The organism is Pseudomonas sp. NFACC43 (assembly GCF_900119645.1).
Classification (GTDB): Bacteria; Pseudomonadota; Gammaproteobacteria; order Pseudomonadales; family Pseudomonadaceae; genus Aquipseudomonas.
Map to the genome: position 1 here is coordinate 103,241 of NZ_FPKK01000002.1, position 25,907 is coordinate 129,147.

Below are 25,907 nucleotides of genomic sequence, written 5' to 3' on the forward strand. Positions count from 1 at the left end.
AGGTGTTACATGGCAGGCGCAAAAGAGATTCGCAGTAAGATTGCGAGCATCAAAAGCACGCAAAAAATTACCAGCGCCATGGAAAAAGTGGCGGTCAGCAAAATGCGCAAGGCACAAATGCGCATGGCTGCTAGCCGTCCTTATGCGGAGCGCATCCGCCAGGTGATTGGTCATCTGGCCAACGCCAACCCGGAATATCGCCACCCGTTCATGATCGAGCGCGCCATCAAGCGCGTTGGTTACGTTGTGGTGAGCAGTGACCGTGGTCTGTGCGGTGGCTTGAACACCAACCTGTTCAAGGCCCTGGTCAAGGACATGGCGGTAAACCGCGAACAAGGCGTCGAGATCGATCTGTGCGTGGTCGGTAGCAAGGGTGCGGCTTTCTTCCGCAACTTCGGCGGTAACGTCGTCGCCGCTATCAGCCACCTGGGTGAAGAGCCGTCGATCAATGACTTGATCGGCAGCGTCAAGGTGATGCTGGATGCTTATCTGGAAGGCCGGATCGACCGCCTGTCCGTGGTATCCAACAAGTTCATCAACACCATGACGCAACAGCCAACCGTGGAGCAGTTGATTCCACTGGTGGCGACCCCGGAACAGGAACTCAAGCACCACTGGGACTATCTCTACGAACCCGATGCCAAGGAGCTGCTTGACGGCTTGATGGTCCGCTACGTGGAGTCGCAGGTGTACCAGGCGGTGGTCGAGAACAACGCAGCCGAACAGGCCGCGCGGATGATCGCGATGAAGAACGCTACTGACAACGCCGGTGATCTGATCAGCGATTTGCAGCTGATCTACAACAAGGCGCGTCAGGCTGCGATCACCCAAGAGATCTCGGAAATCGTCGGCGGCGCTGCCGCGGTTTAACGGTTCAAATATTCAGAGGATCCAGCTATGAGTAGCGGACGTATCGTTCAAATCATCGGCGCCGTTATCGACGTGGAATTTCCACGCGACAGCGTACCGAGCATCTACGACGCCTTGAAGGTTCAAGGCGCCGAAACCACCCTGGAAGTTCAGCAGCAGCTGGGCGACGGCGTGGTTCGTACCATTGCGATGGGCTCCACCGAGGGCTTGAAGCGCGGTCTGGACGTCAACAACACTGGCGCAGCCATCTCCGTACCGGTCGGTAAAGCGACCCTGGGCCGGATCATGGACGTACTGGGCAACCCGATCGACGAAGCTGGTCCGATCGGCGAAGAAGAGCGTTGGGGCATTCACCGTCCTGCGCCGTCCTTCGCTGAACAGGCTGGCGGCAACGACCTCCTGGAAACCGGCATCAAGGTTATCGACCTGGTCTGCCCGTTCGCCAAGGGCGGTAAAGTCGGTCTGTTCGGTGGTGCCGGTGTAGGCAAGACCGTGAACATGATGGAACTGATCCGTAACATCGCCATCGAGCACAGCGGTTATTCCGTGTTCGCCGGTGTGGGTGAGCGTACTCGTGAGGGTAACGACTTCTACCACGAGATGAAGGATTCCAACGTTCTGGACAAAGTGGCACTGGTCTACGGCCAGATGAACGAGCCGCCGGGAAACCGTCTGCGCGTAGCCCTGACCGGCCTGACCATGGCCGAGAAGTTCCGTGACGAAGGTAACGACGTTCTGCTGTTCGTCGACAACATCTACCGTTACACCCTGGCCGGTACCGAAGTATCCGCACTGCTGGGCCGTATGCCTTCGGCAGTAGGCTACCAGCCGACCCTGGCTGAAGAGATGGGCGTGCTGCAAGAGCGCATCACTTCGACCAAGCAAGGTTCGATTACTTCGATCCAGGCCGTATACGTTCCTGCGGACGACTTGACCGACCCGTCGCCGGCGACCACCTTCGCCCACCTCGACGCCACCGTCGTACTGTCTCGTGACATCGCTTCCCTGGGTATCTACCCAGCGGTAGACCCACTGGACTCGACTTCGCGTCAGCTGGACCCGAACGTGATCGGCAACGAGCACTACGAAACCGCTCGCGGCGTTCAATACGTACTGCAGCGCTACAAAGAGCTGAAGGACATCATTGCGATCCTGGGTATGGACGAGCTGTCGGAAACCGACAAGCAGTTGGTTGCCCGTGCTCGTAAGATCCAGCGCTTCTTGTCGCAGCCGTTCTTCGTGGCTGAAGTCTTCACCGGTGCTTCGGGTAAATACGTTTCCCTGAAAGACACCATTGCTGGCTTCAAAGGCATCCTCAACGGTGACTACGACCACCTGCCAGAACAAGCGTTCTACATGGTCGGCGGCATCGAAGAAGCGATCGAGAAAGCCAAGAAACTGTAATCCCGGCGCCCGGCAACGGGCGCTAATTTAGGTTGAGGCAATCAGATGGCTATGACAGTCCATTGCGATATCGTCAGTGCGGAAGGAGAAATTTTCTCCGGTCTGGTCGAGATGGTGGTTGCGCATGGTGAGCTGGGGGATCTTGGTATCGCCCTGGGTCACGCACCGCTGATCACGAATCTGAAACCAGGTCCGATCCGCTTGATCAAGCAGGGCGGGGAAGTCGAGGTGTATTACATCTCCGGTGGTTTCCTCGAGGTTCAGCCGAACATGGTCAAGGTCCTTGCCGACACCGTGCAACGTGCTGCCGACCTGGACGAAGCCTCCGCTCAGGAAGCCGTCAAGGCTGCCGAAAAGGCGCTGAGCGAAAAAGGTGCAGACTTCGACTACGGTTCTGCTGCTGCACGTCTGGCCGAGGCTGCAGCCCAGCTGCGCACCGTCCAGCAGATCCGCAAGAAGTTCGGCGGTTAAGCCGTCAGCTTTCTGTGCGATTGATTAAAAAGGGTAGCCTCGGCTACCCTTTTTTCTTTTCTGACACTCATTATCTGGTCGCAGCCGCTGACCACCCAGGATTGGTAGCCAGTCATGTCTCTCGAAATCGTTATCCTCGCGGCCGGTCAAGGCACTCGCATGCGTTCGGCGCTGCCCAAGGTCCTGCACCCGGTTGCCGGTAATTCCATGCTTGGCCACGTTATCCACAGCGCCCGCCAACTCGATCCACAGCGAATCCATGTGGTGATCGGCCACGGTGCCGATGCGGTTCGCGAACGCCTGGCGGCTGATGACCTGAATTTTGTCCTGCAGGACAGGCAACTGGGCACCGGCCACGCGGTGGCCCAGGCCGTGCCGTTCATCAGCGCCGATACCGTACTGATTCTCTACGGCGACGTGCCGTTGATCGAAGTCGATACCTTGCAGCGCCTGCTCGAGCATGTCACCCCGGACCAACTGGGTCTGCTGACCGTCGAGCTGGACGACCCGACCGGTTATGGCCGCATCGTGCGCAATGCCGCTGGCCAGGTTACGGCTATCGTCGAACAGAAAGACGCCAATGAAGCCCAGCGGGCTATCATCGAGGGCAACACCGGGATCCTGGCCGTACCGGCCAAGCGCCTGGATGGCTGGCTGAGTCGCCTGTCGAACAATAACGCACAAGGTGAGTACTACCTGACCGATGTGATTGCCATGGCTGTCGCTGACGGCCTGGTGGTGGCCACCGAACAACCCCTGGACGCCATGGAAGTGCAGGGGGCCAACGATCGCCGGCAGTTGGCCGAGCTGGAGCGCCACTACCAATTGCGCGCGGCCCGTCGCCTGATGGCCCAAGGCGTGACCCTGCGAGATCCCGCCCGTTTCGATGTACGTGGAGAGGTCAGCGTGGGCCGCGATGTGGTCATCGACATCAATGTCATCCTCGAAGGCAAGGTTGTCATCGAAGACGACGTGGTCATCGGCCCGAACTGTGTCATCAAGGACAGTACCTTGCGCAAAGGCGCGGTGATCAAGGCCAACAGCCACCTTGAAGGCGCGGTGATGGGAGAAGGCAGCGACGCAGGCCCGTTTGCCCGCCTGCGCCCTGGCAGCGTGCTGGAAGCCCGCGCCCATGTGGGTAACTTCGTCGAGCTGAAGAATGCTCATCTGGGGGAAGGCGCCAAGGCCGGGCACCTGACCTATCTGGGAGACGCGGAGGTTGGCGCTCGCACCAACATTGGGGCCGGTACCATCACCTGCAACTACGACGGGGCCAACAAATGGAAAACCGTGTTGGGCGAGGATGTGTTCATTGGCTCGAACAATTCCTTGGTAGCGCCTGTGGATATCTCCAGTGGTGCGACCACGGCGGCCGGTTCCACCATCACCCAGAATGTGGATAACGCCCAATTGGCGGTGGGACGGGCTCGTCAACGGAACATCGATGGCTGGAAACGACCGGAAAAGATCAAGAAGCCCTGAAAGTTATCCACAGTCCCATTTGAAAGCGGGCTTGCCTGCGAAATGATGTGTCATTTCACTGCTCCGGTGCCTGACATGCCCCTTCGCGAGCGAGCCCGTTTTTGCATCGAATTTCTGAATTTTTCTTCCTCCGTCTTGACGGAAACTCCGCAATGGGTTTTGATTAGTTACGTTATCTTTCGAATCGAAACTTAGGCCGCCATGTCCAAGCGCAACACACCACAACGTCGCCACAATATTCTGGCGCTGCTTCAAGAGCAGGGCGAGGTGAGTGTGGATGAGTTGGCCAAGCGTTTCGAAACCTCGGAAGTTACGATTCGCAAGGATCTGGCCGCCCTGGAGGCCAATGGCCTGCTGCTGCGCCGTTACGGTGGTGCTGTACCGATGCCGCAGGAGCTGGTGGCGGAAAACGGTCAAACCGTTTCCAAATACAAACAGGCCATTGCCCGGGCCGCCGTGAAGCGGATCCGCGAACACGCGCGGATCATCATCGACAGTGGCAGCACCACCGCCGCCATGATCCCTGAACTCGGCTTGCAGCCTGGGTTGGTAGTGATGACCAATTCCCTGCACGTCGCCAATGCCTTGAGCGAACTGGAACACGAACCGGTGCTACTGATGACCGGTGGCACCTGGGACCCTCATTCCGAATCGTTCCAGGGCCAGGTTGCCGAGCAAGTTTTGCGTTCCTATGACTTCGACCAGCTGTTCATCGGTGCCGACGGCATCGATCTGGTTCGCGGTACGACCACCTTCAACGAACTGCTGGGCCTGAGCCGCGTGATGGCTGAGGTCGCTCGCGAAGTGATCGTGATGGTGGAGGCCGACAAGATCGGTCGAAAGATCCCCAACCTGGAACTGCCGTGGAGCAGCGTCCATACCCTCATTACCGATGATCGCCTGCCCGTGGAGGCACGCGATCAGATTCAGGCCCGCGGCATCCATGTGATCTGCGCGTCTGTCAGCCAGGAGAAATAACATGTGTGGAATCGTCGGCGCCGTCGCTGAACGCAACATCACGGCCATCCTGCTCGAAGGCCTCAAGCGCCTGGAATACCGCGGCTATGACAGCGCCGGCGTGGCGGTTTTCACCAACGATGAACAATTGATGCGCATGCGTCGTCCGGGCAAGGTCAGCGAGCTGGAGCAAGCGCTGGACGCCGAGCCACTGATCGGTCGCCTGGGCATCGCCCACACCCGCTGGGCCACTCACGGAGCGCCTTGCGAGCGTAATGCCCACCCGCATTTCTCCGGTGATCTGGCGGTGGTGCACAACGGCATCATCGAAAACCACGAAGCCCTGCGCGAACAGCTCAAGGCCCAGGGCTATGTCTTCACGTCGGACACCGATACCGAAGTCATCGCTCACCTGCTCAACCACAAGCTCAAGGAACTGGCTGACCTGACCGTGGCGCTCAAGGCGACTGTCAAGGAACTGCACGGTGCCTATGGCCTGGCGGTTATCAGCACCAGTCAGCCAGATCGCGTGGTGGCGGCCCGCAGCGGCAGCCCGCTGGTGATCGGCCTGGGCCTGGGGGAAAACTTCCTGGCGTCCGATCAGTTGGCGCTGCGTCAGGTCACCGACCGTTTCATGTACCTGGAAGAGGGTGACATCGCCGACATCCGCCGGGACAGCGTGCAGATCTGGGACCTCGATGGCAAAGCCGTCGAGCGCGAGACCGTCCAGTACCGTGACGGCGCCGAGGCTGCCGACAAGGGCGAGTTCCGCCATTTCATGCTCAAGGAAATCCACGAGCAACCGGCCGTGGTGCAACGCACACTCGAAGGCCGCATGAGCCAGAGCCAGGTGCTGGTCCAGGCGTTCGGTCCACAAGCGGCCGAGTTGTTCGCCAGGGTTCGCAATGTGCAGATCGTCGCCTGCGGCACCAGTTATCACGCCGGCATGGTTGCCCGTTACTGGCTGGAAGAGCTGGCGGGTATTGCGTGCCAGGTCGAAGTGGCCAGCGAATTCCGCTATCGCAAGGTGGTGGTACAGCCGGACACCTTGTTCGTCACCATTTCCCAGTCCGGCGAAACCGCCGATACCCTGGCGGCGCTGCGCAACGCCAAGGAACTGGGCTTCCTCGCCAGCCTGGCGATCTGCAACGTCGGCATCAGTTCACTGGTGCGTGAGTCCGACCTGACCCTGCTGACCCAGGCCGGCCGGGAAATCGGCGTGGCGTCCACCAAGGCGTTTACCACCCAACTGGTGGGCTTGCTGTTGCTGACCCTGTCCCTGGGCCAGGTACGTGGCACGCTGGCGGCGGGCGTCGAGGCAAGGCTGGTGCAAGAGTTGCGTCGTCTTCCGGCTCGCCTGGGCGAGGCGCTGGCGATGGACAGCACCGTGGAAAAAATCGCCGAGCTGTTCGCCGAGAAGAACCACACCCTGTTCCTCGGGCGTGGTGCGCAGTTTCCTGTGGCGATGGAAGGAGCGCTCAAGCTCAAGGAGATTTCCTATATCCACGCCGAGGCCTATCCGGCCGGCGAGCTCAAGCATGGTCCGCTGGCGCTGGTGGACAACGACATGCCGGTGGTCACCGTGGCACCGAACAATGAACTGCTGGAAAAGCTCAAGTCAAACCTGCAGGAAGTGCGTGCCCGTGGGGGCCAGTTGATCGTCTTCGCCGACGAAAAGGCCGGGATGACCAATGGCGAAGGCACCCACGTGGTGCATATGCCGCACATCCACGACATCCTGTCGCCGATCCTCTACACCATCCCGCTGCAGTTGCTGTCGTACTACGTCGCGGTGCTCAAGGGCACCGACGTGGACCAGCCGCGCAACCTGGCGAAGTCTGTGACGGTGGAGTGAGTGGGTTGCGCCGGGTGGCTGTACACACACGCTTAAGCCGCCCTGCCGTTAACGTGCTTACGCAAACGGATCTATCCGGCGCACCTCATCCCCGAGGGCCTGAAACAGGAGGCCCTTTCAGCTCCACCTTGTTGCCATCCGGATCATGGCAATAGATGGACGGACCGTTGCCTTCAGCCCCGTAACGCGTGGCGGCTTTCTCCGCCGGTACGCCTACCGACGCCAGGTAATGAAGGATATCTTCCTCGACGAACGGTTCGATGCGCAGGCAGACGTGGTCCACGTTCGAATGCTGATGATCGGCGAATCCGCCGCCTTCCCGGCCGAGGGGACCGTTCAGGTCCACCAGGTCGATCAGCGAAGAACCTGCGGCGAGGTGAATCATGCCCAGGTCATCGCGACGCTTCTGGATGGGGCATCCGAGTTTTTCCGTATAGAACTCCAGGCTGCGGTCCATGTCGAGAATACGCAGTACGACATGGTCGATATGACTGACTTTGAAGGGAGTCATTTTCCTATCTCCAGGGGGCGGGGTCTTCTCCAGTTGCCTGGGCCGGTGAGGCATGGACAAGACTATCAGGAAGTCGTCCGGCACGATTTGTTGTCTGTTCAAGTCGACAGGCTGGCAGGTGCGCTATCGTGCCTTTGGTTTTTCATCCTGATGGAGCGGCTCAATGACACAGGCAAGCAATACCCGGGATCGTGTCCGTATCAAGCAGGTCGAGGTCCTCTCGGACAATTGGTATGTGCTGCGCAAGACTACCTATGACTACCTCGGCCGCAATGGCCAGTGGCGCGAGCTGACGCGCGAGACGTATGACCGCGGCAATGGCGCCACTATCCTCCTGTATAGCAAGGCCAAGCAGACCGTGGTGCTGACCCGGCAGTTTCGCTTCCCCGCTTTCGTCAACGGGCACGATGGCCTGTTGATCGAGACCTGCGCCGGCCTGCTGGACAATGACGATCCGCACACCTGCATCCGCAAGGAAACCCAGGAGGAAACCGGTTACGTCGTCCAGCATGTGCGCAAGGTGTTCGACGCATTCATGAGCCCGGGGTCGGTGACCGAACGGGTGCATTTTTTCGTCGGCGAATATTTCGACGAAGACAAGCAACACGAGGGCGGTGGGCTTGAGGCCGAGGGCGAAGAGATCGAAGTGCTGGAACTCCCGCTCGATCAGGCCCTCGGCATGATCGAGACCGGAGAAATCTGCGACGGCAAGACCATCATGCTGCTGCAGTACGCCAAATTGCATCGGCTGTTGGATTAGATCCGGCAGGGCGCCTGGATGGCTTCAATAGTTGGCCACCCAGGCCGCCTGAGCGCTGACCTCGCCGCCGCCGAACCTTTCCCGATAGGCCGAGGGCGGCAAACCGACAGCGTTCCTGAACGCCGCCCGGAAACTTTCCACCGACCGATAGCCACAGGCCTGGGCGATACCGGCTGTGCTCTGGTCGGTGGTTTCCAGCAGTTCCCTGGCCCGGTTGAGTCGTTCCTGTTGCAGCCAGGCCTTGGGTGAAAGGCCCGTGGTTTCAATGAAGCGACGCAGGAAGGTGCGCTCGCTCATGGCAACGCGGGCCGCCATCTCGCACACGCTCAGGGGCTTATCCAGGTTTTCGCGGATCCACTGCAGCACGCGACTCAGCTCGTTGCGAGGCGACTTGCATACGGGCGCGACGATGAATTGCGACTGGCCCCCCGTTCTCTGCGGGGCCATGACCAGGCGGCGAGCCACGGAGTTGGCGATATGGGTGCCGAAGTCCCGGGCGATCAGGTGCAGGCAGGCATCGATGCCCGCTGCGCTGCCGGCGGAGGTGATGATTTGCCCGGAGTCGACATACAGCACGTTCGGGTCCACCTTGATGAGCGGGAAGCGTTCGGCCAGTTCGCGGGAAAATTGCCAATGGGTCGTCACCGTCTCGCCGTCGAGCAATCCGGTAGCGGCGAGCACGAACACCCCCGAGCAGATCGACAGCAGGCGGGCGCCCCGGGCATGGGCCCTCCTGATGGCTTGCAGCAAGGCTTCTGGGGGCGGATCACGACGATTGCGCCAGCCGGGGACGACGATGGTCTGTGCCGTTTCAAGCTCTTCCAGCCCCGCATCGACGGAGATCTGCAGGCCGCCCAAGGCATGCATCGGCCCCGGATCGACTGCGACGATCCGATGGCTGTACCAGGGGACATCCAGCTCTGGACGAGGCAGGCCGAATATTTCCAGGGCGATACCGAATTCGAAGACGCACAGGCCTTCATAAACAAGGATGGCCACGGTTCCGGGTTGAGCGTGCATTTGGCGTAAAATCACCGTTTATTGTCGTCTGCTGCACTGTAGCGGACTGGCCCATGTCCCTACAATCGCTGACAGGCAATCAGGAAAAAACAAGACGGTTGCACCTTACAAAGGTGACAGTCGCATGACCGGTGTCCACCCCAACACACCGGTAGGGATTGTCACCTTCCAGAATTATTCCTGCTTTATACAAAAAATCGATTGAACGAGTGGTTGATGCGCGCGCGCCCCATTGAGGTTTCTCAAGGATGTTGTCTGGCTGGCGATGGCGTTGCGGAAGTTTGACGGTTGTATCCGGATTAACCTGGACGTTGTGAAGGAATGGACTATGTTGCTGATCCAGATACTGTTTGTGATGTTGTCGGCAAAGCTTCTGGGCGCGGTATTCAATCGCTTGGGGCAACCTCAAGTGGTTGGGGAGATGATTGCCGGTTTCGTATTGGGGCCCGTCGTACTGGGGCAGTTGTTTCCGGTATTCCATCAACAACTATTCGATAGTCAGGCCATTACCCAACTGAAGGTACTGAGTGAACTGGGCATTCTATTGTTCATGTTCGTCATCGGTGCCGAGTTCCGTTTCCCATTGACCCAGAGCCGGACTGGTTTAAAGGCGATCATCATCGGTTGCTTCAGCATTGTCATTCCCTTCTCCCTGGGCGCCGCGATTGCCCCCTGGTTATTCGAGCATTTCGCCACGCCCCAGGCCTCCAGGCTGAGCTTCGTCCTTTTCATCGGCACGGTGTTCTCGGTCACTGCCTTTCCGGTGCTGGCGCGGATCCTCAAGGAGCGCGGGATGCTCGGCACGCAAACCGGTGCGATTGCCTTGTTGGCCGCCGCCATGAGCGATGTGGTGGCCTGGATGCTGATTGCCGCCGTGGCGATGGTGAACGGCCAGGACAGTAACTGGATGGCGCTGGCAGCCCGTGGCGCCTGTCTGTTGCTGCTGGTGGCGTTCTCTTTCCTGGTGCTCAAGCCACTGCTGGCCCGCTGGCTCGCCGCCGAAGGACGTCTCGCACAGCCCATGGTGCTGGTGGCGTTGCTGGCCGGTGTGCTGATCTACGGCAGCCTGACCCATGCACTTCAGGTGCACGCGGTGTTCGGCGCCTTCCTGTTCGGGCTATGCCTGCCACGGGAGCAGCGGTTGCTGGACATGATCATCGAACGTCTGGAGCACGTCTCGCTGATCATCCTGATGCCTTGTTTCTTCACGCTCGCGGGATTGAGCACCACCGCTTCGGCGTTCTCCGGCCTGGGCCTCCTGGGATTGCTGGTAATCCTCCTGGTGGCAGTGGTCGGCAAGGTCGCCGGCAGTGGGCTGGGCGCTCGGCTGGTGGGGTGCTCCTGGTCGACATCGTTGACCGTCGGCGCCCTGATGAACACCCGCGGGCTGATGGAACTGGTGGTGCTCAAGATCGGACTGGACATGGGCATCATCGGGAACGGGCTGTTCACGGCCCTGGTGATCATGACCATCATCACGACGCTGATGACCGGTCCGCTGATGAGTCTGCAAAACAGGAAAGTGTTTTCTTCGTGGGCCCTGAGCAAACCGTGATGCACGGTGCCCACATGGATTTGTACAACCGACCGATAACAATGGAATGGAGCGATAAATGAGCGAACAAAAATCCAGCCTGGTAGTCGAGGTAATGGAGCAGCAACTTTCCAAACACTTCCAGGCCCTCTTGCAAGACGAAAACCGCATGAAGCAGATTCGTAATGAATTTCGCCGCGATGGGTATTTCAACTTCAAGAATTTCTCGTTTCTCCCCAAGGATCTTCTGCAGAACGTTCACACTGAAGTTCATGCGCTGTTGGATGAGTACTCGGTCCGTCGCGATGTCACCGTTCCCTCGACCGGTAATACCTATCGCAAGATGTATAACGTCAACCAACCGGAAATCGCCGAGGGTGGCCGATACATTCCGGCGCTCTACAAATCTGAATCGCTGCGCAATTTCCTGGGCAACATCGCCGGCGACGACCTGGCCTCCTGCTGGGAGCAGGAGCAGTACCTGATCACCAAGCTGAGCCATCCAGGCGATACCCACGGCTGGCACTGGGGCGACTACCCCTACACCATGATCTGGATCATCGAGGCCCCCGAGGACCCGGCGATCGGTGGCGTCCTGCAATGCGTGCCGCACAGCGAATGGGACAAACAGAACCCACGGATCTGGGAATACATCCTGAACAATCCGATCAAGTCCTATCACCACCTCAAGGGCGACGTGTACTTCCTCAAGTCCGATACCACCCTGCACCACGTCGTGCCGATCCAGCAGGAAACCACCCGCATCATTCTCAACACCTGCTGGGCCAGCGCCCACGACCGCCGCACCGACGTGGCCCATGAAAGTATCGAAGTGATCTGGGATACCAAGGCCAGGACCGCCGAAGAGGCCTGACCAGTGAACGACCGGGCGGACGGGTGTCCGTCCGGTTTTCTATTCGAATCAACGTTGCCCCCGGGGCTCAAGGAAGCAGGCCATGTCCATTACTCAAGAAACCTTTCAATCCGAAACCGCCTACGTCGTGCGCAACGAAGGTGTCGACCTGGAGCTCAAGCTGTTCATGGATGAGCAGATCGACTACATCCTCAAGCACCGGGCCACCGAACACCCGTTCCTCAATACTTACGCGCAGCACGGCCTGCCGCCGGAGCAGAGCAAGGTGCTGTACCTGGAGACCTTGCACTACTTCAAGTACCTGCCGTTCTACGTGTGTGGCATTTCCACCATCACCCGCGACGAAGCGGTATTGCGCACCATCGCGTTCAACGCCCGTGACGAACTGGGCGAAACCCAGTCCCACTCGGACCTGTATCGCAAGTTCCTGCTCGACAAGGGCATCAGCGAAGAGCAGATCGACTCCTACAAGTGCCTCCCCAGCACCCAGGCCCTGAACGACGGTATCTGCGCGCTCTACAGCAAGCCACCGCTGCAGAAGGCGCTGGGCGGCCTGTTCGCCGACGAAGCGATGTCGGCGTCGATGGTTTCCAAGTACAACGACGGCTTGATCAAGGAAGGCGTGAGCGAGCGCGGCCGTTTCTTCTGGACCTTGCACATGGAAGTCGAAGTCGGCCACTCCAATGCCGTGTTCAACGTCATGGAGAAGCACCTGCAGACCCCGGAGGAGCGTCGTCTTTTCGCCGAGGGCATCGAACAGTACCTGCACCTGATGGAAGTGTACTGGGACGGCATCGAGCGCAAACTCAACAGTGAGGTACGTCAATGACCGTCAAGAACGAATCCGGGCAAGGCGTGGCCTTCGGGCTGGGCGCCACACTGCTCTGGGGATCCTACCCACTCTGGTACAAGCCCCTGGCCGGTCTCGACGCCTACCACCTGCTGTCGTGGCGGGTGGTGTTCGCCGAGCTGTTTCTCGTGGCCCTGGTACTGGTGACCGCACGGGTCGCAACCTTGCGTTCCACCCTCAAGACGGTTCGCCCGACCAACGTGCTCACCGTATCCGCCGTGCTGGGGCTGTGGTGGCTGATGTACATCTACGGAATCATGACCGGGCGGGTGCTGGAGGTGGCTTTCGGCTATTTCCTCAGCCCGATCATGAGCATGGTGGTGTCGCGGTTGATCTTCAAGGAGCGCCTCACGACCTTGCAGACCTGGGCCATTTTCCTGGCCGTCACGGGCGTGACCCTCATGGCGTTCGAGCTGCTGAACCTGCATTCCTTCCCTTGGATCGCATTGGTCATCGGCTTCTGCTATTCCTTCTACGGCATCTTCAAGAAGAAGGTTCCCGGCGATCCGGTGGTCATCCAGACCCTCGAAATCGCGGTACTGTTGCCGTTCGCGGCAGTGTTCCTGCTCTGGGCACAGGCCCAGGGGATGGGGCATCAGTTCCTGCAGTCGGGTACCCGGGATCTGCTGCTGGTTGCGACGGGGCTGATCACAGTATTGCCTTTGTGGTGGTACAGTCTGGCTGCCAAGCAACTGTCGATGATCACGCTGGGCTTCTTGCAATTTGTCCCGCCAATCTGCAACTTCCTGTTGGCGGCGTTCGTTTATGGTGAACCGGTCTCGTCGTTGAAACTGGCGGCTTTCTCGTTCATCTGGCTGGCGCTTGCGCTGTTTACCTGGAACTCCATCCGGGTCCAGCGCGCAGCGGCAGCCGCCAGGTTGTCCGTGCAGATGCGCACGGCATGACGTACCTGCCCGTGCCGCCGCCTGGCGGCGCGGGTTTGTCGGATAAGGTTTTGGATAAGGGAATCGAGTCGAAATGAAGAAAGTGGCCGTAGTGGGTTGTACCGGTGCAGTGGGCATGACCATGCTGCAATTGCTTGAGAACACCGATTACGAAGTGGTCTGCATGGCCTCTGAGCGTTCGGCGGGCAAGCGTTTGAAAGCGGGCAATACCGAGCACCTGATCGAACCCTTTTCGGTCGAAGGCTGTGCCTCGTGCGATATCGTTTTCCTGTGTGTTTCCGGCTCCTTCGCCCTGGAATATGGCGAGCGTCTGGCCGAAAACTCCTATGTCATCGACAACTCGTCGGCTTTCCGTTACCACAAGGACATTCCGCTGCTGGTGCCGCCGATCAACGGCCAGCGCTACAAGGGTGAGAAACTCATCGCCAACCCCAACTGCTCCTCGGCCATCGCGCTGATGGTACTGGGACCGCTGCATGACACCTATGGGCTGGAAAGCGCCATCATCTCCACCTACCAGGCCGCCAGCGGTGCGGGTCAGCCGGCCATGCTGGAACTGCGGGAGAAGGCCAAGGCCTTCAGCGATTATGGCGACCAGGACGGCAGCGAGAACTTCGCCCATAACCTGGCGTTCAACGTGATTCCCCAGGTCGATTCGTTCGAAGACAACGGCTACACCCGTGAAGAAATGAAAGTGGTCTGGGAGCTGCGCAAGGTCCTGGACGAGCCGGAACTGGCCATCAGCACCACCGCCGTCCGAGTGCCAACCCTGCGCTCCCACGCCGAGAGCCTGAGCCTGCGCTTCAGCAAGCCGATCAAGTCACTGGAGCAGGTGCGCGAATTGTTGCGCGCCGCGCCGGGGGTCGAGGTGGTGGATGAGCCTGCGAAGAGCATCTACCCGATGCCGATGACATCTACCTACAAGCACGCCGTGGAAGTCGGGCGGATCCGCTACAACCTGATCTATGGCGAGCACGGGCTGGACCTGTTCATCAGCGGCGACCAACTGCTGCGTGGTGCGGCGCTGAACGCGTTCGAGATCATGCAGTTGGTCAATGACTGATCGATCAACGCCCTGAACAGAAAACGCGCAGCCACATCCAGTGACTGCGCGTTTTTTGTTCAACTGGATTGCGCTTCGCTGTCGTCCTGCATGTCGTCCAGGTATTCCGGCTGGTCCGTCTGCTCCGGCAGTTCGGTGACGACGCTGAAGTCACTGATTTCGATGGCACCCTCCCCATGGCCCAGCAAGTGGAAGGAAAACGCCTTGCGCGCTTGAGGGTTATCGAAACTGATGTCCATCACCAGCGGCTGATCGGAGGTCACCGCCACGTCTGTCGGCAGGTCCATCGGCACATCCCGTTCGAACTCCTTGGCCTTGAGGGAAATGTAGGCCGCATGGTTCGCGTCCACGGCGCGGATATTCAGGCTGACACGGGTCTGGGAACCCTTGGGCATTTCCAGGTACTGGGCGCCGATCAGGTTATCGGTCCAGTCGTTGGAAACCTGGGCTGGAAGCGGGATCCTCTCGGAGCTGCCGAACTGATAGCGCTGGTTCAGGGGCGTGGGCAGCAGGGTCTGGTCCAGTGCCACGGCCCGGGCCTTGATCAACCGGGCGCGCCGGCCGCTGTATTGCCCGGCATAGGTGGCCTGGTCGGCGACGAAGCCTTCGCTGGCGTAATAACGGCACCGTTGCAGGAAGTCGCACTCGGTGAACGTGCCCTTGCCGTCGTGATAACGCAGCTTGCCGTTGGTGAACGACATGATTTCCCGACCCGTCGCGTAGTCCCTGAACAGCGAGCGGCCGGACAGTGACGTAGGCACCGCAAAACCGAAGTAATCGAGGACCGAGGCGGTCAGATCCACATGGCCGTGCACACCGGGCTTGATTCTGGGCAGCGGTTCCGGCGCCAGCGTCAGGTTGAACCCCCAGGACGATGCCAGGCGTATGTCGTCCAGCCCGTGGGACTCGTCCGAGGTAATGACCACCAGCGTATTTTCCAGGATGCCCTGGCGTTCCAGGCCCGCCAGGAAACTGTCCAGGGCATCGTCCAGGTAACCCACGGCGGCCTGCTTGGCGGTGTCGTAGCGCAGCAAATAGTCTTCCGGCGCGGAATAGGGCTGGTGCGTACCGACCGTCAGCAGGGTGAGCATCCAGGGCTTGTCCGTTTGTTGCAGCTGCCCGACGTAGGTCAGCGCGCCTTCGAAGAATGTCCTGTCGTCCTTGCCCCAGGGGAAATCCAGGTAGGCCGGCTTGGTGAACCACTCCATGCCCAGGGTCGTGTCGAAACCGATATGCGGCATGATCCGGTCCTTGGCCATGAACCGCAGGCCAGCCCCTTGCAGGAAGTGAGTGGAAAACCCGTGCTGGCGCAGCTGCGCCGGCAGGCAGGCCCGGTTGCGCTGGGTCTGGTTCAGCATCTCGACACCCTTGGGTGTGCCGTCGTCGAGCTTGTCGTAGTCGCCACATAGCATTGCATAGAGGCCACGGATGGTCTGGTGGCTATGCAGGACATAATCGGGGGTGTTCATGCCGCGTTCGGCCCAGGCACTGAGGCGCGGCATCAGGTCTTCCTGGTAGCTGCTTTTCAACGCCTGGCGGTTGGCGCTTATGTAGGCGCCGGGGATGCCTTCCAGGGCAATGATCAGGACGTTGCGCGCCTGCCCCGGCGCTGCCAGCAGTCTTTGTCCATCGAGGTCCAGCCGGGTAAGGCCTTCCATTGGTGGAGTGAGGACGTCTTCACCGCCGTCGAGCCATAGCTGGGCCCGTTCCTGCCCGGCGGCAATGCCTGCGGTCACGAGCTGATGGGGCAGGTTGAACAGGTTCCACTGGTCTGCCTCGCTGGGGCGCCAGGATTGCACCGCGCCGTGGGCCAGCAACAGTAGCGTGGGCAATGCCCAGGCGTGGCGTGGCAAACGTGGCGCCAGGGGCGGTGGGCTAGTCTTCTGGACCGCCAGCCAGAGCACCAGCGCCGTCAGCTGGATGGCTGCCAGCCAGGGATGGGCGAAGCCACCGCTGGTGGAGTTCTCGACGAATTGCGGGTCGAGCAGGTAATGCAGGTCCGAAGGGTTGGGCATTCGACCGACCGCGCTGATCAGTTCGATATTGGCCAATGTCAGTGCACTCCAGGCCAGCAGTACGGGCAGTACCAACCATCCGGGACGACGGTGGAGCAGCGCGATCAGCAAGCCGCCGCTGCCCAGGTCCGACAGGTAACCCAGGGGCTCGGACCAGCCCAACGCCAGGCGCATGACCAGAGGAACGAGCAATACGCATCCGGCCAGGGCGACAAGGGAGGCGAGGGGATGGGTCAAAGCACGGTAAGTCTTGTTCATGAAACAGGCCTTTGAAGGGAGTCAGCCGCACACCAACCCTGGGAAGCAGGCTTGTCCACAGGGTTTTGACTTGTCATTGAAAAGGGAATGGTAACAAGCGAAGCCGTCTATGGCCGATTGTCCTGGCGCGTTGCGCTGTGGTTCGCTTGCCCGAGCCTCTACAATGGCCGTGCGGTGCGGCTTCGGGGGCGCACAAAACTTGTATCAGGATTTCTCGTCGGGGGATGGATGGACAGGTTCCAGGAAATGCAGGTGTTTGTCGCCGTGGCCCAGGAGTCGGGTTTTTCCGCGGCTGCGCGGCGTCTCGGATTGTCGGCAGCCAGTGTCACCCGTGCGGTGGCCGCGTTGGAACAACGCATTGGCACGCCTTTATTGGTACGCACCACTCGTAATGTGTATATGAGCGAAGCAGGCCAACGCTTCCTAGAGGACTGTCGGCGGATCCTGACCGACCTGCAAGAGGCAGAAGACTCGGCGGCCGGCAGTCACGCCCAGCCCCGCGGACAGCTGACGATTACCGCCCCCGTGCTGTTCGGCCAATCATTCGTTACCCCGGTGCTGGTGGATTACCTGCAGCAGTACCCCGAAGTCAGCGTCAATGCCTTGCTGCTGGATCGAGTTGTCAGCATGGTGGAAGAGGGCATGGACGTTGCCTTGCGGATCGGCGAGTTGCCGGACAGCAACCAGCATGCGGTGCGTGTCGGCGAAGTACGACGGGTCGTTTGCGCATCCCCGGATTTCTTTACTCGCCATGGCCGGCCCCGGCATCCGGAGGATCTGGAGCGCATGCCGGTGGTGGCATCTTCGGCCATTGGCCAGATCAGGCATTGGACCTTCCTCGACGCCGGGCAACCGTTGACGGTCCGGCCAGTGCCCCGCCTGGTGGTGACGGCCAACCAGGCCGCCATCACGGCGGCCTGTCGAGGCCTGGGGATGACGCGGGTCCTGTCTTACCAGGTGGCGAGTGAGGTCCAGAGCGGGGCGTTGGAAATCGTGCTGGCCGACTTTGAACTGCCGCCCCTGCCGATTCACGTGGTGTACCAGGGAGGGCGCAATGCGCCGGCGCGGGTTCGCAGTTTTGTCGATTTCACGGTTAACGCTCTGCGCAAACACCCGGCCTTGAAAGGCTGAGGCATTATTTCTCTTGGTGAAATGATGGATTGCGTTTCCGGGTGATTCTCCGATGTCCGGTGGAAGGGGAAGATGACCCCATCGACGCCGTTCTGCTGATGGCGTCACTTCCAGCGGAGTCGCCCCATGAAACCCATCAAGCTCTATCATTTCCCCCTTTCCGGCCATGCGCATCGTGTCCAGCTGATGCTTTCGCTGCTCGAACTGCCTGTCGAAGTGATCTTCGTCGACCTGGCCAAAGGCGCGCACAAGCAACCGGATTTCCTGGCCATCAACCCGTTCGGGCAGGTGCCGGTGATTGACGATGACGGAGTGATACTGGCCGATTCCAACGCCATCCTGGTGTACCTGGCACAGAAATATGGCGAAGGTCGCTGGCTGCCCACCGATCCGGTCGGTGCTGCCCAGGTGCAGCGCTGGTTGTCGGCGGCGGCCGGGCCGATTCATTCGGGGCCAGCCACCGCACGCCTGATCACGGTGTTCGGCGCGTCTTACAACGCCGAAGATGTGATTGCCCGCTCCCACGCATTGCTCAAGGTGGTCGACCAGCATCTGGGTGGTAGCGCTTATCTGGCGGGTGATGCCGTGACGATTGCCGACATCGCTGGCTACACCTACATTGCCCATGCTCCGGAAGGCAATGTATCCCTCGAGCAATACCCTCATGTGCGTGCCTGGCTGGCGCGCATCGAAGCCTTGCCAGGGTTCGTGGGCATGCCGCGTACCGCCGTGGGCCTGCAAGCACATGCCTGAAGAAGTGGTCATCATCTGGGGTGGGGGGACGGTTCCTCTCACCCCTTTGGCTTGTTTCCCCTTCGCAGAAAGACCTTTTCAGGCATAGCTGAGCGCTTTTTCCTGCAGCAGCCCTTCATACAACTCCACCCATTTGCGGCCCATTTCTTCAGCGGTGAACAACTGCTTGTAGCGGGCTTCTGCCTTGATACCCATTTCCTGGGCCCTGGTGGGGTTTTCCCACAAGGTGCGCATCGCCTCACGCAATGCCTCGGGCTGACTGGGGGGGACGACAAGACCGGTTTCGTTATGGATATTGATGTAGCTGGTGCCCGTACCGATCTCGCTGGAGATCATCGGCTTGCCGTACATCGCGCCTTCGAGCAGGGAGATCCCGAAGGCTTCGGAGCGCAGGTGCGAAGGAAACACGATGGCGTAGCTCAGTTCCAGCAGGGCCACTTTGTCCTCGTCCCCCTGGTAGCCGAGAAAATGCAAGTTACGTAGCCCCAGCGCCGCCGCTTGGGCATGCAATGCCTTTTCCAATGGACCTGCTCCCACGATGACGACCGGATAATCCACCCCCTTGAGGGCGTCGAGCAGGATATGCAGGCCCTTGTAGTAACGCATCACACCAACGAACAGGAAGAAGCGTTCACCCAGTTTCGCCCTCCACCGGGCCATGCGCTCGGCGTCGGGTTGTGGATAACGGGCTTTGTTCAAGCCATAGGTGATGACCCGGGTCTTTTCGCGATAGGCCCTTAGTACCTCGCTGGTCTCCACATAGTTGGGAGACGCTGCGACGATGCGATCGGCGTCGTTGAGAAAGCGCCGCATCAAGGGACGATACAACTTGAGCAGGTGCCGCTGGCGAACGATGTCCGAATGGTAGGTCACGACGTAGGGCTTTTTTATGAAACTGCAGAAGTGCACCAGGTCCATCATTGGCCAGGGGAAGTGGTAGTTGATCACGTCGACTTCAGCGGCCAGTTCGCGAAACTTCCTGAACACGCTGTAGGAGAAACCGGTGGAAGCCAGCTGGAAATCCATCCGGGTCTGATGGACATCATGCCCATGGATCCTGATCGGCCCGAGGGCGGGATGTTCGCTCAGAGTCAGCACCGTGTTATCGATGTTCAATCGGTCGGTGCTGTCGCATAGTTGGAAGATGGCCTGTTCGATGCCGCCAATGGAGTCGGGTAGATAAGTTCTATAGAAATGCAGGACTCGCAATTCAGCCTCCCAACACCTGGCGATATGCCTGGGCAGTTATCTTCGCACACCGTTCCCAAGTAAAAAGGGCCGCTTGTTGCAGTCCTGCTTCCTGACAGGCCTGCCAATGCAACCGATCCTCTATCAACCGGCACATGGCGTCACGCATGCCTTGCGGATCGTCGGGCTGGCAATAATTGCCTGCGCTCCCGGCCACTTCCGGCATCGCCGAGCAACGGGTCGTGATGACCGGTATGCCGCTGGCCATGGCTTCCAGCAACGGAAGGCCGAAGCCTTCATAAAGCGATGGGAAGATCAATGCCCTGGCCCCCGCCAGTAAATGGGCGACCTGTTCATCGGGCAGGTAACCTGCCAGGCAAACATGACCGCTGGCCATGGCCTTTTTCAACTCGTCGTTGAGTTGTGCGTGTTGCCATCCGCTCATTCCCACAATGAACAAAGGAAAAGCCTGACGGATGGATTCAGGTAACCCAGCGTGCGCCCGTAGGGCCAACGACAGGTTCTTGCGCGGTTCCAGGGTGCCGACACATAGGAAGTAGCGGCCTGCTTCCAGGCCATGGGCCTTGAGCACGGAATCGACCGTCTCAGGGCTGCGCGGGTGGAAGCGCGCCGCAACCCCCAGCGGGGCAACCCTGAAGCGCTCGGTCGGCAGGCCGAAATGCCGCTGTGCTTCGTCGGCGATGAACTGCGAGTCGGTCAGGATCAATTGCGCCTGTTGCACCGCATGGTCCAGCCGCCGCTCGATTTCCCTGAGCCGCGCCGGCGGTTGCGTATCGGGGTGGCGCAGGTGAGTCAGGTCATGCAGGGTCATGACCGTAGGCCCTTCGAAAGCCAGCGGCCACAGGCTTGGCTCGTGGTACAGGTCGATGGTCTCGCAGCGACGTTGATCGAAGCGCCGCTGTTCCATCCAGCGTCGCGCCCGATACGCGCCTGGAACCTGTCGAAGCAGGGGAGCAAGGCGCGAATAACCCGGCAGGGTCGCTTGCGGCAGCTGTGAACTCCAGCCCCAGCCATGGAACAAGGACAGCTGCACGTCCGGTTCCCGGGCCAGGGCGGTGGCCAGTTCCGCCACATAGTGGCCGATGCCGGTGCGAGGCCCCCTGAGGATTTGTGCATTGAGGGCTATCCGCATACCGGTTCTCTGTCGGCGAGCACATTGTGTCGCTCGATGCGTTCCACCAGTTGCTCACTGGCCTGGCGCCAACTCAACCATTGCCATTGATCCAAGGGGCGGGTGGCCGGAAAAACGCCGCTGTGCTCCATGCCGGTGACCAGGTCCGCCAGGCTTTGAGGATCGTCGAGATCGAAATAGGCCATGAATTCACCCCCGATTTCGCGAAACACCTCGATGTCGCTGCCCATCGCCGGAAGCCCGCGCTGCATGGCTTCGACCAACGGCAGGCCAAAGCCTTCCACATAGGACGGAAACACCAATGCGGTGGCTTGCAGGTAAGCGTGTTCCAGGCTCTGGTCCGAGGCATCGTTGAACACGAACAGGCGCCGATGCAGTTGTGGATGGCGACGGATGCGTTCGATCAGGGCTTCGCATTTCCAGCCGATCTTCCCGATGATGCACAGCCGTGCCTGCGAGCCGGCAGCCCAGGCCCGTTCGAATGCATCGAGCAGGTACGCGTGGTTCTTGCGTGGTTCGATGGTGCTGACCATCAGGAACACCGGTTCGGGCTGCTCGAACAGGCGCTGTAGCTCCCGGTCAACGGCGCCATCGGCGTCCGCCAGGTCCAGTTCGCTGCCCAGGTGGAAATAGTCGAACCAGCGCTCCTCCACGCGCTGTTCGCCGATACGGCGCACCATTTCCTGGCGTACCTGGTCCCGGATGGTGGCGGAAATGGCGACATAGCCGTCAGCCGTGCGGGCGATCCAGTCGAACCAGCGGTTGAACACCTTGACCAATCCTTCGTCGCAGAATTGCGGATGGGTCAGGGGGATCAGGTCGTAGATCACCGAAACGATCCGGACGCCATCGCGCTTGAGCTGCTCGGCCAGCGGAAAGAAGTCCGCGTGCCAGGAGGAGTCCAGCAATACCAGGATGTCGTCGGGCCGGTGTTGCAGGGGCACGATGCGTTTCGGGGCGGGGTTACGCCTGAGGAGGTGATCGATCAAGCGGATCGGAAGACTCAGGCAACCGAAGACAAACAGCCGGCAGCCAATGTACAACAGGCCTCTGGCCCACCGGGAGTGGCTGAAGGGGCGTCGTGATTCCAGGGTCCGGTGTCTGAGCCAGAAAAGATTGGCTGCGCGCTCCAGCCACCCGCGTAGGCTGACCAGGTCCAGCCCTTTGTAGGGCAGTGGTATAAGGCTTTTTACTTCGTAGAGCTTGCCCTTGAGCATTACCACAGGCAAGCACTCGCGCTCCTGGTTTCTTGCTTGCAGTTCGTGAACCACATTGCGCACGACTCGTTGGATGCCGGAGTTGGCCTTCGGGTTTTCATAGACGTAGGTGCATTCCACCAGCAGGCGGCTCATGGCAGCTCCTCTTGTGTTAAAGCTTCGGTGGTGGACAGGCCTTGCCTCTGGATGCTGGTACGGGCCTGGAGCCAGGAGCAGCCGACGAAGTCTTCCTGACGGTTGTTGATGACGTGGAACACCAGCCCGTAGTCGCGCCACTCGAAATTGCGATCCAGGTGTGAATCCAGGCGCGACAGGCTCAACGCCACGGAATAGTTGCCCTTGCCCAGGCGCATGTCGAAATTGAAACGGAAAGTGACGTGTTCGCCGGCCAGCAGGTCGGTCACGGCCTGGTCCTGGCGATGGGTATTGATGCCGTACATGGGTTGTCCCAGGCGGTCCTTGATCAAAAATCCCAGCACCAGCCGCTCGATGTCCTGGCGCACTTCGACCCGGACCTGCAACACCACGGGCTGGCCGACTTCAGCCACTTCCACCGGTTGTCCCTGGCTGTTGAGCAATTGAACGTCGAGGATGCCGGCTTCGCCAGTACCGGAGATGGTACGCACCTGGCCATTGGCGAGCATCTCCTGGCGCACCACCTGGCCTTCGCGCTGGGCCAGCATGGCGTTGTAGTAATCCATCACTTCTTCCGGCTTGCCGCGCATGGCCATGCGCCCGTTTTCAAGCAGGATGGCGGTGTCGCAGATTGATTGAATCGCCGAGCGGTCGTGGGACACGATCAACAGCGTGGTCCCGGCCTTGCGGAAGCTGCGGATGCGCTCGAAGCTCTTGTGCTGGAAGTAGGCATCGCCGACCGACAGGGCCTCGTCGACAATCAGGATGTCCGGGCGTCGGGCGGTGGCGACGCTGAACGCCAGGCGCATCTGCATGCCGCTGGAATAGGTTCGTACCGGCTGGTCGATGGCGTCGCCGATCTCGGCAAACCCTTCGATCTGCGGCATCAGCGTTTCGATCTCCTCGACCTGCATGCCCAGCAACTGACCAGCCATGAGGGCGTTCTGGCGGCCAGTGAAGTCCGGGTGAAACCCCATTCCCAGTTCCAGCAGCGCGGCGACACGCCCCTGCAGCCGGATGTGGCCGCAGGTGGGTTGGGTCGTGCCGGTGATCATCTTGAGCAACGTGCTCTTGCCCGCGCCGTTGACGCCGACGATCCCCACGGCTTCACCGGGCTGGATCTCGAAATCCACCCCCTGCAGGACCCAGTGCAACTGATGGCGCTGGCGGGAAAAGGGGATCAGCCATTCGAACAGCCGGCTCCAGCGGTTCGGATACTGCTTGTAGGCCTTGCCCAGGCCACTGACGTGCAAATATCCCATCAGAGTTCATCCACCATTTCACCGCCGCGCAGGCGAAACATCCGCAAGCCCAGCACGCACAGCAGCAACCCGGCGACCAGCAACGGCAGCAGGGACTGCCAGGCCGGCCACTGGTTGTAAAGAAACAGGTTCTGGTAGCCCTGCATCAGTGCGGTCATGGGATTGAGGGCCAGCAATCGCTGGATCGGCTCTGGCAGGATGGTGATCGGATAAACGATCGGTGTGAGCCAGAACCAGAACTGCAGGCAGATGCCGAACAACTGGCCCACATCGCGGAAAAAGACGTTGAGGATCCCCAGCAGCAGGCCCAGCCCTGCGGCGAATATCATCTGCACCGCCAGCAACGGCAGCAATGCCAGCAACGCCATGCCAGGCCAGCGGCCGGTCAACAGGAGAAAGCCGAGGAACAGCCCGAGGATGATCGCGAAATTGATCCCCGCGTTGAGCAGCACGATCAGTGGCAGGCAGATCCTGGGGAAACTGATCTTCTTCAGCAGATTGGCATTCTCCAGAAACATGCCCTGGCTGCGGGTAGTGATTTCCGCGAAGAAACCCCAGGTGAGCAAGCCGGCGCAGAGGTAGACGCTGTAGGCCATGCCGTCTTCCACCCCCGGCAGGCGCGCACGCATGATGTGGGAAAAGATCACGGTGTAGACCAGGATCATCGACAGCGGGTTGAGCACCGTCCACAGCGCCCCGAAGAGCGAGTTGCGGTACCGGGCCTGGAATTCGCGCTTGACGCTGCCCAGGATGAAGCCGCGATAGCCCCACAGGGCGCGATGCAGGGTCAGCAGCATCAGACGGCCCTGCCGTAGTGGTCTTCGAAGCGGACGATGTCATCTTCGCCCAGGTATTCGCCGCTCTGCACCTCAATGATCACCAGGTCGATCACCCCCGGGTTTTCCAGGCGGTGGCGATGTCCGGCGGGGATGAACGTGGATTCGTTCTTGGCCACCAGGTGTGGGTCGGAGCCGTTATTGGTGACCTTGGCCATGCCTTCGACCACCACCCAATGCTCGTTGCGGTGATGGTGCATCTGCAGTGACAGTGCCGCGCCGGGCTTGACCACGATGCGCTTGATCTTGAAGCGCGGGCCCTGTTCCAGCACGGTGTAGCTGCCCCAGGGGCGGCTGACGGTGCGATGCAGGCGGTAGGATTCGTGCTCCTTGTCCTTGAGCTGGCGTACCACGCAGCGTACGTCCTGGGCGCGGTCGGCGTGGGCGACCAGGATGGCGTCGGCGGTGTCGACGATGATCAGGTTTTCCACACCCAGTGTGGCCACCAGCCGGCCTTCGCCCTGGACGTAATTGTTCCGGCTGTCGATAAACAGCGCCTCGCCGCTGACGCGGTTGTTCTGGGCATCGGCGGGCACCAGCCCGGCGACGGCGCTCCAGGAACCTATGTCGCTCCAGTCGAAGGCCGCCGGGATCACCACGACATTGCCGGAGCGTTCCATCAGGGCATAGTCGATGGAGATATCCGGCATCTCGGCGAAATGGGTGGCGGACAGCTCCTGCTGCACGCAGCCCGAGGTTTCCACGGCAGTGCTGACCGCCACGCAGGCCCGGGCCTGTTCGAGCAGTTCGGGGGCGTGGATCTGCAACTCGGCGAGCAGGGTCTTGACGGAAAAACAGAACATGCCCGAATTCCACAGGAACCGACCGCTCTCCAGATACTGAGTGGCGGTCTGCAGATCGGGTTTCTCGACGAAGCGCACGACCTTGGCCGCACCTTTGGTATCCAGGGGCTTGCCCCGTTCGATATAGCCGAAACCGGTTTCCGGCGTGGCAGGCAGTACGCCGAAGGTCACCAGGTGGCCGCCTTTGGCCAGTTCCATGGCGTGCTCCACCGAGGCCTTGAAAGCGGCTTCGTCGCGGATCAGATGATCGGCAGGCATCACCATCAGGATGGCATCGTCCCCATGCATGGCCTGCACCGCGAGCGTCGCCGTGGCGATGGCCGGCGCGGTGTTGCGACCCGTGGGTTCGAGCACGAAATGACCGCGATGGCGGGTCAGATTGGCGCTTTGATAGTGGTCGCGGCTCTGGAAGTAGTACTCGCGATTGGTCACGGTGACAATGTCGCCCCGGCCATCGAACAGGCTGGCGGCGCGACGGTAGGTCTTGCCCAGCAGGGACTGGCCATCGGGCAGGCGCATGAACGGCTTGGGTTGGCCCTCGCGGGATACCGGCCACAGCCGCGTCCCGGCACCGCCGGAGAGAATCACGGGAATCAGCAT

General features: G+C 60.5%; 23 protein-coding genes. 14 read left to right on the top strand and 9 right to left on the bottom strand.

All coding sequences use genetic code 11. From position 1 onward, the window contains the following. The first annotated feature begins 9 nt into the window (after window positions 1–9). The 6 genes from atpG to glmS all read left to right on the top strand — a co-directional run bounded on the left by atpG (window position 10) and on the right by glmS (window position 7,039). Window positions 10–870, top strand: coding sequence for a F0F1 ATP synthase subunit gamma (gene atpG / locus BT179_RS04420; RefSeq protein ID WP_072397487.1), 861 nt, complete (start codon window positions 10–12; stop codon window positions 868–870). A 27-nt stretch (window positions 871–897) separates the two neighbouring features. Continuing rightward, window positions 898–2,274: a F0F1 ATP synthase subunit beta gene (atpD, locus tag BT179_RS04425; protein WP_053149215.1), complete on the top strand. Its 1,377-nt coding sequence runs from the start codon at window positions 898–900 to the stop codon at window positions 2,272–2,274. A gap of 45 nt (window positions 2,275–2,319) precedes the next feature. Beyond that, the gene (locus BT179_RS04430) at window positions 2,320–2,745 is read left to right on the top strand and encodes a F0F1 ATP synthase subunit epsilon (protein ID WP_072397485.1); all 426 of its coding nucleotides are present in this window, start codon (window positions 2,320–2,322) and stop codon (window positions 2,743–2,745) included. Window positions 2,746–2,859: 114 nt separating this feature from the next. Then, window positions 2,860–4,227, top strand: coding sequence for a bifunctional UDP-N-acetylglucosamine diphosphorylase/glucosamine-1-phosphate N-acetyltransferase GlmU (glmU, locus tag BT179_RS04435; protein WP_072431321.1), 1,368 nt, complete (start codon window positions 2,860–2,862; stop codon window positions 4,225–4,227). A 201-nt stretch (window positions 4,228–4,428) separates the two neighbouring features. Beyond that, window positions 4,429–5,205 (top strand): DeoR/GlpR family DNA-binding transcription regulator, encoded by a 777-nt coding sequence (locus BT179_RS04440; RefSeq protein ID WP_072431322.1) that lies wholly within the window; start codon window positions 4,429–4,431, stop codon window positions 5,203–5,205. 1 nt (window position 5,206) lies between these two features. After that, window positions 5,207–7,039, top strand: coding sequence for a glutamine--fructose-6-phosphate transaminase (isomerizing) (gene glmS / locus BT179_RS04445; protein WP_072431323.1), 1,833 nt, complete (start codon window positions 5,207–5,209; stop codon window positions 7,037–7,039). Between the two features lie 85 nt (window positions 7,040–7,124). On the opposite strand, the gene BT179_RS04450 is transcribed toward glmS, so the two are convergent. After that, window positions 7,125–7,550, bottom strand: coding sequence for a VOC family protein (locus tag BT179_RS04450; protein WP_072431324.1), 426 nt, complete (start codon window positions 7,548–7,550; stop codon window positions 7,125–7,127). 163 nt (window positions 7,551–7,713) lie between these two features. Here BT179_RS04450 and nudK point away from each other — a divergent pair, with 163 nt between their 5' ends. Further along, window positions 7,714–8,310, top strand: coding sequence for a GDP-mannose pyrophosphatase NudK (gene nudK / locus BT179_RS04455; RefSeq protein ID WP_072397475.1), 597 nt, complete (start codon window positions 7,714–7,716; stop codon window positions 8,308–8,310). A gap of 24 nt (window positions 8,311–8,334) precedes the next feature. Here the strand turns inward: nudK and ftrA are convergent, their stop codons facing one another. Further along, window positions 8,335–9,330: a transcriptional regulator FtrA gene (ftrA, locus tag BT179_RS04460; RefSeq protein WP_072431325.1), complete on the bottom strand. Its 996-nt coding sequence runs from the start codon at window positions 9,328–9,330 to the stop codon at window positions 8,335–8,337. Between the two features lie 328 nt (window positions 9,331–9,658). On the opposite strand from ftrA, the gene BT179_RS04465 reads away from it, so the two are divergent. From BT179_RS04465 to BT179_RS04485, 5 genes are all read left to right on the top strand, one after another. Then, the gene (locus BT179_RS04465; RefSeq protein ID WP_072431326.1) at window positions 9,659–10,885 is read left to right on the top strand and encodes a cation:proton antiporter domain-containing protein; all 1,227 of its coding nucleotides are present in this window, start codon (window positions 9,659–9,661) and stop codon (window positions 10,883–10,885) included. A gap of 58 nt (window positions 10,886–10,943) precedes the next feature. Next, entirely contained in the window at window positions 10,944–11,738 is a 795-nt protein-coding gene (locus BT179_RS04470; RefSeq protein ID WP_072431327.1) for a HalD/BesD family halogenase, read from the top strand. Between the two features lie 82 nt (window positions 11,739–11,820). Continuing rightward, on the top strand, window positions 11,821–12,567 hold the full coding sequence (locus tag BT179_RS04475) for an iron-containing redox enzyme family protein (protein WP_072397459.1): 747 nt from the start codon (window positions 11,821–11,823) through the stop codon (window positions 12,565–12,567). After that, on the top strand, window positions 12,564–13,493 hold the full coding sequence (gene rarD, locus BT179_RS04480) for an EamA family transporter RarD (protein ID WP_072397457.1): 930 nt from the start codon (window positions 12,564–12,566) through the stop codon (window positions 13,491–13,493). Before BT179_RS04475 ends, rarD begins: the two co-directional genes overlap by 4 nt. 73 nt (window positions 13,494–13,566) lie before the next feature. Continuing rightward, a complete protein-coding gene (locus BT179_RS04485) occupies window positions 13,567–14,556 on the top strand; it encodes an aspartate-semialdehyde dehydrogenase (protein ID WP_072397455.1) in 990 nt (329 codons plus the stop codon). 59 nt (window positions 14,557–14,615) lie between these two features. Here BT179_RS04485 and BT179_RS04490 read toward each other — a convergent pair whose 3' ends face one another. After that, the gene (locus BT179_RS04490) at window positions 14,616–16,829 is read right to left on the bottom strand and encodes an LTA synthase family protein (protein WP_083568901.1); all 2,214 of its coding nucleotides are present in this window, start codon (window positions 16,827–16,829) and stop codon (window positions 14,616–14,618) included. Window positions 16,830–17,057: 228 nt separating this feature from the next. Here BT179_RS04490 and BT179_RS04495 point away from each other — a divergent pair, with 228 nt between their 5' ends. Beyond that, on the top strand, window positions 17,058–17,960 hold the full coding sequence (locus BT179_RS04495; protein WP_072431328.1) for a LysR family transcriptional regulator: 903 nt from the start codon (window positions 17,058–17,060) through the stop codon (window positions 17,958–17,960). Between the two features lie 126 nt (window positions 17,961–18,086). Next, complete coding sequence (locus BT179_RS04500) at window positions 18,087–18,713, top strand: glutathione S-transferase family protein (protein WP_072431329.1); 627 nt, start codon at window positions 18,087–18,089, stop codon at window positions 18,711–18,713. Window positions 18,714–18,791: 78 nt separating this feature from the next. Here BT179_RS04500 and BT179_RS04505 read toward each other — a convergent pair whose 3' ends face one another. From BT179_RS04505 to BT179_RS04530, 6 genes are read right to left on the bottom strand one after another with little or no spacing between them, the layout of a single operon-like run. Continuing rightward, window positions 18,792–19,922, bottom strand: a complete 1,131-nt coding sequence (locus tag BT179_RS04505) for a glycosyltransferase family 4 protein (RefSeq protein ID WP_072431330.1) — start codon at window positions 19,920–19,922, stop codon at window positions 18,792–18,794. A 1-nt stretch (window position 19,923) separates the two neighbouring features. Then, window positions 19,924–21,054 carry a glycosyltransferase family 4 protein gene (locus tag BT179_RS04510; RefSeq protein ID WP_072431331.1) on the bottom strand — a complete coding sequence of 377 codons (1,131 nt, stop codon included), beginning with the start codon at window positions 21,052–21,054 and terminating at the stop codon, window positions 19,924–19,926. After that, window positions 21,045–22,406, bottom strand: a complete 1,362-nt coding sequence (locus BT179_RS04515; protein WP_072431332.1) for a glycosyltransferase family 4 protein — start codon at window positions 22,404–22,406, stop codon at window positions 21,045–21,047. The genes BT179_RS04510 and BT179_RS04515 overlap by 10 nt, the downstream gene beginning before the upstream one ends. After that, on the bottom strand, window positions 22,403–23,668 hold the full coding sequence (locus BT179_RS04520) for an ABC transporter ATP-binding protein (RefSeq protein WP_072431333.1): 1,266 nt from the start codon (window positions 23,666–23,668) through the stop codon (window positions 22,403–22,405). The genes BT179_RS04515 and BT179_RS04520 overlap by 4 nt, the downstream gene beginning before the upstream one ends. After that, on the bottom strand, window positions 23,668–24,465 hold the full coding sequence (locus tag BT179_RS04525; RefSeq protein WP_072397409.1) for an ABC transporter permease: 798 nt from the start codon (window positions 24,463–24,465) through the stop codon (window positions 23,668–23,670). Before BT179_RS04525 ends, BT179_RS04520 begins: the two co-directional genes overlap by 1 nt. Continuing rightward, on the bottom strand, window positions 24,465–25,907 hold the full coding sequence (locus tag BT179_RS04530; protein ID WP_072397408.1) for a mannose-1-phosphate guanylyltransferase/mannose-6-phosphate isomerase: 1,443 nt from the start codon (window positions 25,905–25,907) through the stop codon (window positions 24,465–24,467). Before BT179_RS04530 ends, BT179_RS04525 begins: the two co-directional genes overlap by 1 nt.

Excerpts from the sequence above, each read along its gene's own strand:
- atpG (WP_072397487.1), top strand. The coding sequence starts at position 10 with ATGGCAGGCGCAAAAGAGATTCGCAGTAAGATTGCGAGCATCAAAAGC.
- atpD (WP_053149215.1), top strand. The coding sequence starts at position 898 with ATGAGTAGCGGACGTATCGTTCAAATCATCGGCGCCGTTATCGACGTG.
- BT179_RS04430 (WP_072397485.1), top strand. The coding sequence starts at position 2,320 with ATGGCTATGACAGTCCATTGCGATATCGTCAGTGCGGAAGGAGAAATT.
- glmU (WP_072431321.1), top strand. The coding sequence starts at position 2,860 with ATGTCTCTCGAAATCGTTATCCTCGCGGCCGGTCAAGGCACTCGCATG.
- BT179_RS04440 (WP_072431322.1), top strand. The coding sequence starts at position 4,429 with ATGTCCAAGCGCAACACACCACAACGTCGCCACAATATTCTGGCGCTG.
- glmS (WP_072431323.1), top strand. The coding sequence starts at position 5,207 with ATGTGTGGAATCGTCGGCGCCGTCGCTGAACGCAACATCACGGCCATC.
- BT179_RS04450 (WP_072431324.1), bottom strand. The coding sequence starts at position 7,550 with ATGACTCCCTTCAAAGTCAGTCATATCGACCATGTCGTACTGCGTATT.
- nudK (WP_072397475.1), top strand. The coding sequence starts at position 7,714 with ATGACACAGGCAAGCAATACCCGGGATCGTGTCCGTATCAAGCAGGTC.
- ftrA (WP_072431325.1), bottom strand. The coding sequence starts at position 9,330 with ATGCACGCTCAACCCGGAACCGTGGCCATCCTTGTTTATGAAGGCCTG.
- BT179_RS04465 (WP_072431326.1), top strand. The coding sequence starts at position 9,659 with ATGTTGCTGATCCAGATACTGTTTGTGATGTTGTCGGCAAAGCTTCTG.
- BT179_RS04470 (WP_072431327.1), top strand. The coding sequence starts at position 10,944 with ATGAGCGAACAAAAATCCAGCCTGGTAGTCGAGGTAATGGAGCAGCAA.
- BT179_RS04475 (WP_072397459.1), top strand. The coding sequence starts at position 11,821 with ATGTCCATTACTCAAGAAACCTTTCAATCCGAAACCGCCTACGTCGTG.
- rarD (WP_072397457.1), top strand. The coding sequence starts at position 12,564 with ATGACCGTCAAGAACGAATCCGGGCAAGGCGTGGCCTTCGGGCTGGGC.
- BT179_RS04485 (WP_072397455.1), top strand. The coding sequence starts at position 13,567 with ATGAAGAAAGTGGCCGTAGTGGGTTGTACCGGTGCAGTGGGCATGACC.
- BT179_RS04490 (WP_083568901.1), bottom strand. The coding sequence starts at position 16,829 with ATGAACAAGACTTACCGTGCTTTGACCCATCCCCTCGCCTCCCTTGTC.
- BT179_RS04495 (WP_072431328.1), top strand. The coding sequence starts at position 17,058 with ATGGACAGGTTCCAGGAAATGCAGGTGTTTGTCGCCGTGGCCCAGGAG.
- BT179_RS04500 (WP_072431329.1), top strand. The coding sequence starts at position 18,087 with ATGAAACCCATCAAGCTCTATCATTTCCCCCTTTCCGGCCATGCGCAT.
- BT179_RS04510 (WP_072431331.1), bottom strand. The coding sequence starts at position 21,054 with ATGCGGATAGCCCTCAATGCACAAATCCTCAGGGGGCCTCGCACCGGC.
- BT179_RS04515 (WP_072431332.1), bottom strand. The coding sequence starts at position 22,406 with ATGAGCCGCCTGCTGGTGGAATGCACCTACGTCTATGAAAACCCGAAG.
- BT179_RS04520 (WP_072431333.1), bottom strand. The coding sequence starts at position 23,668 with ATGGGATATTTGCACGTCAGTGGCCTGGGCAAGGCCTACAAGCAGTAT.
- BT179_RS04525 (WP_072397409.1), bottom strand. The coding sequence starts at position 24,465 with ATGCTGCTGACCCTGCATCGCGCCCTGTGGGGCTATCGCGGCTTCATC.
- BT179_RS04530 (WP_072397408.1), bottom strand. The coding sequence starts at position 25,907 with ATGCTGATTCCCGTGATTCTCTCCGGCGGTGCCGGGACGCGGCTGTGG.